3 protein-coding genes, 1 pseudogene and 2 riboswitches are annotated in these 3,413 nt (G+C 33.9%); all 4 genes and pseudogenes read left to right on the forward strand.

The window, feature by feature from the left end:
• Positions 1 to 227 precede the first annotated feature (227 nt).
• A riboswitch (FMN riboswitch) is annotated at positions 228 to 358 on the forward strand.
• 142 nt (positions 359 to 500) lie between these two features.
• A riboswitch (FMN riboswitch) is annotated at positions 501 to 633 on the forward strand.
• A gap of 180 nt (positions 634 to 813) precedes the next feature.
• Positions 814 to 1,461, forward strand: coding sequence for a riboflavin synthase (gene ribE, locus AN959_RS20350; protein WP_056833458.1), 648 nt, complete (start codon positions 814 to 816; stop codon positions 1,459 to 1,461).
• A gap of 16 nt (positions 1,462 to 1,477) precedes the next feature.
• Positions 1,478 to 2,098, forward strand: a pseudogene (ribB, locus tag AN959_RS20355) (3,4-dihydroxy-2-butanone-4-phosphate synthase); the annotation flags it as partial.
• A gap of 59 nt (positions 2,099 to 2,157) precedes the next feature.
• Positions 2,158 to 2,622 (forward strand): 6,7-dimethyl-8-ribityllumazine synthase, encoded by a 465-nt coding sequence (gene ribE / locus AN959_RS20360; RefSeq protein ID WP_053588980.1) that lies wholly within the window; start codon positions 2,158 to 2,160, stop codon positions 2,620 to 2,622.
• A 184-nt stretch (positions 2,623 to 2,806) separates the two neighbouring features.
• Positions 2,807 to 3,413, forward strand: a 607-nt coding sequence (locus tag AN959_RS20365) for a hypothetical protein (RefSeq protein ID WP_056833459.1), incomplete at its 3' end; no start/stop codon positions are given.

Here is a 3,413-nt window from a genome sequence, read left to right on the forward strand (position 1 = left end):
AATAAAAAATATATCCCTTCTTTAAACATTTAAACAAATAGACCAATAAGAAACTGTTTAAAACACAACTTATAGAGTAATTCTCTACTGGTATTAAAGTAGATATAATACAGAATATACACTTGTGTATACTCTACTGATTGAGCAATCTGATATATTAACAAATATAGGAAAGACAATTTACGTGTATAATTATTCTTTACGTGGTATTATAATTGCATAGATGAATAGTCCTTCGGGGTCGGGTGAAATTCCCAATCGACGGTGATGAAGAAATTCTAAGCCCGTGAGCCTTTTTAAGGCAGGATTTGGTGCGAATCCAAAGCCGACAGTATAGTCTGGATGGGAGAAGGACGTTTGAACAACTTTATTTACTTATGGAGAAAAACTTCTTCTATAGGTTTATTTGTTGATGAAAATAACTTTTCTAACGACCCCGTAGAGATTCTCTATGGGTTTTTCTTTTTGTAGAAATGAAAACCCAATTACAACTTTATATTATATTCCTTCGGGGTCGGGTGAAATTCCCAATCGACGGTGATGAAGAAATTCTAAGCCCGTGAGCCTTTTTTAAGGCAGGATTTGGTGCGAATCCAAAGCCGACAGTTAAAGTCTGGATGGGAGAAGGATGTAAGAGCAAGAAGCCTTTTAAATTTTCCGGATTTAGATAGGTTTATTAAGTATTGCTTAAATTACATAATCCCAAAACCCCTTAATTTCTAAGGGGTTTTCTTTTGTTTATCAGAGAATTTTGTTGTCAAGACAGGAGGTTTTCTGAATTAAATAAAATATTTCTGAAAAGAGGTGTTTCTGTTGTTTACTGGAATTATTGAAGACTTAGGTAAAGTTAAGGCCCTTAAAAGTGGTGCGAACAGTATGAAGTTAACATTGGAATCTTCTAAAATAGTTGAAGACATTCATTTAGGTGACAGTATTGCTGTTAATGGTGTTTGTTTAACAGTTATTGCTTATTCTAATAATCATTTCACTGTAGAAATAATGCCAGAAACTGTTAAGTCAACAAATATTCGTTCACTGCAAATTGGCCATGTAGTCAATTTAGAAAGAGCGATGGCGGCAAATGGAAGGTTTGGTGGACATTTTGTTTCTGGTCATGTGGATGGAACGGGTGTCATCTTAAGAAAAAGAAAACTGGAAAATGCGGTGTACGTAGATATCGGTATTGATAGAGAACTCAGTAAATATTGCATGCTAAAAGGTTCGGTAGCGATCGATGGAATTAGTTTAACTATTTTCGAAGTGCAGCCCACACAAATAACAGTATCGCTTATTCCACATACATTCAGCGAGACAATCTTAGGTATTAAAAGAGAGCAAGACATTGTAAATATTGAAAATGATTTATTGGGGAAATATGTTATTCAACAATTAGATCAAAAACAAGAGAAATCAAAGAACTCAACAATAACGATGGATTTCTTAAGAAAAAATGGATTTTAATAAAGGGGCTTTTACTATGTTTCATACAATTGAAGAAGCTATAGATGATTTAAAAAAAGGTAAAGTCATTATTGTAGTGGATGACGAAAGTCGAGAAAATGAAGGAGACTTTCTTGTTTTGGCAGATTACGCTACACCCGAAAATATTAACTTTATGGCAACGTATGGTCGTGGATTAATATGCACACCTATTACGAAGAATTTAGCTGATTATCTAAATTTATCTCCTATGGTCGAAAATAATACGGATAACCATCAAACAGCCTTCACTGTTAGTATAGATTATAAAACTACAGAGACCGGTATTAGTGCATTTGAGCGATCTGAAACAATATTACAACTCTTGAATGCTGAGTCGGTAGGCTCCGACTTCCGTCGACCTGGTCATGTGTTCCCTCTAATAGCAAAAGACAATGGTGTACTTGAACGTCCGGGTCATACGGAAGCAGCGGTTGATTTTGCAAAACTTTGCGGAGTTAAACCTGCTGGTGTCATTTGCGAAATTATGAGTGAAAATGGGGAAATGGCTAGAGTACCAGAATTAAAAGAAATAGCAAATCTTCATGGATTGAAATTTGTCACTATTGAAGCATTAGTAAATTATCGAAATGCACATGAAAAATTAGTGATGGGTGAATAGCTTTAATTCTGAGGAAATATTAACTTATAAAATTAAAAATTTAGGAGAGATAAAGAATGGGACAAATATTTGAAGCACAATTAATCGGAACAGATTTGAAAATAGGTATTGTAGTTGGTAGATTTAATGAGTTTATCAATGGAAAATTATTAGATGGTGCAATGGACGGCTTGAAACGTCACGGTGTTTCTTTGGATAATGTAGATGTAGCATGGGTACCTGGAGCATTTGAAGTACCATTTTTAGCGAAAAAAATGGCGGAAACAAAAAAATATGATGCAATTATCGGTTTAGGAACTGTTATTCGAGGCTCTACTACACATTACGATTATGTATGTAACGAAACAGCAAAAGGTATTGCAAGTGTGGGGTTAACAACAGGTGTGCCAGTTATGTTCGGCATTGTGACAACGGAAACAATTGAGCAAGCTATTGAACGTTCTGGTACAAAAGCTGGTAACAAAGGTTATGATGCGGCAGTATCTGCAATTGAAATGGCGAATTTAAGCCGTTTATTTTAATAGACATAAAAAACAGGCTATCTTTAGCCTGTTTTTTTATATTCGCTTGTTCCAATCGATTAAAGAGGGCTGAAAATTGGATTAAATGGAGAAATGTCTCAAATTACTTAAAATTCTCTTTTTTTTATATTTTACTATGTTATGATATTTTCATCTTAGTTTTCAGACAGCAGGGGGATTTTTTGTGAAGAAATTATCAATATGGTTGCTTCAATTGACGGTAGCTTTTATAGGTATTTTACTGATAAGTGGCTTACCTATATTGATCACAGGTATACAACAAGGGGAGTTTAGGGGAAAGGAATATTCGCAACATATACTTGCACTATTTCCACTTTCTAATTTTATGGATCAATACTATGGTCCACATATAAGGGAGTATATTACCTATTCTTTAGAGATATTATTTTTGGCATTAGTAGTTGCAATTTTTTTAGCACTATTATTTACGATTCTAACAATGCTGTTTAAAGAACGAACAAGACAGCGAATTAAAACGATCTTTTTCTTTTTGGAATCCTTTCCAGACATATTAGTGATTTTGCTTGTTCAGTTAACGGTAATTATGATTCATAGAAATACAGGTATTTTTCTTTCTAAAATAGCCGTCACTGGTGGAGAAAAGATTTATATGCTTCCTGTTTTTTGTTTGATGATTTTACCCATGGTACAGCTGTATCGCTTAAGCATGCTGACATTTGAGGCAGAGGAACGTAAAATGTATGTAGAACTTTCAAAGTCACTTGGTTTTAGTAAATTAATTATTTTAATTATACATATATTTAGGAATG

The organism is Psychrobacillus sp. FJAT-21963 (assembly GCF_001420585.1).
In the GTDB taxonomy this organism is placed as follows: domain Bacteria; phylum Bacillota; class Bacilli; order Bacillales_A; family Planococcaceae; genus Psychrobacillus.

Bases quoted from the DNA above. Each gene is read 5' to 3' on its own strand.
- ribE (WP_053588980.1), top strand. From the start codon at position 2,158: ATGGGACAAATATTTGAAGCACAATTAATCGGAACAGATTTGAAAATA.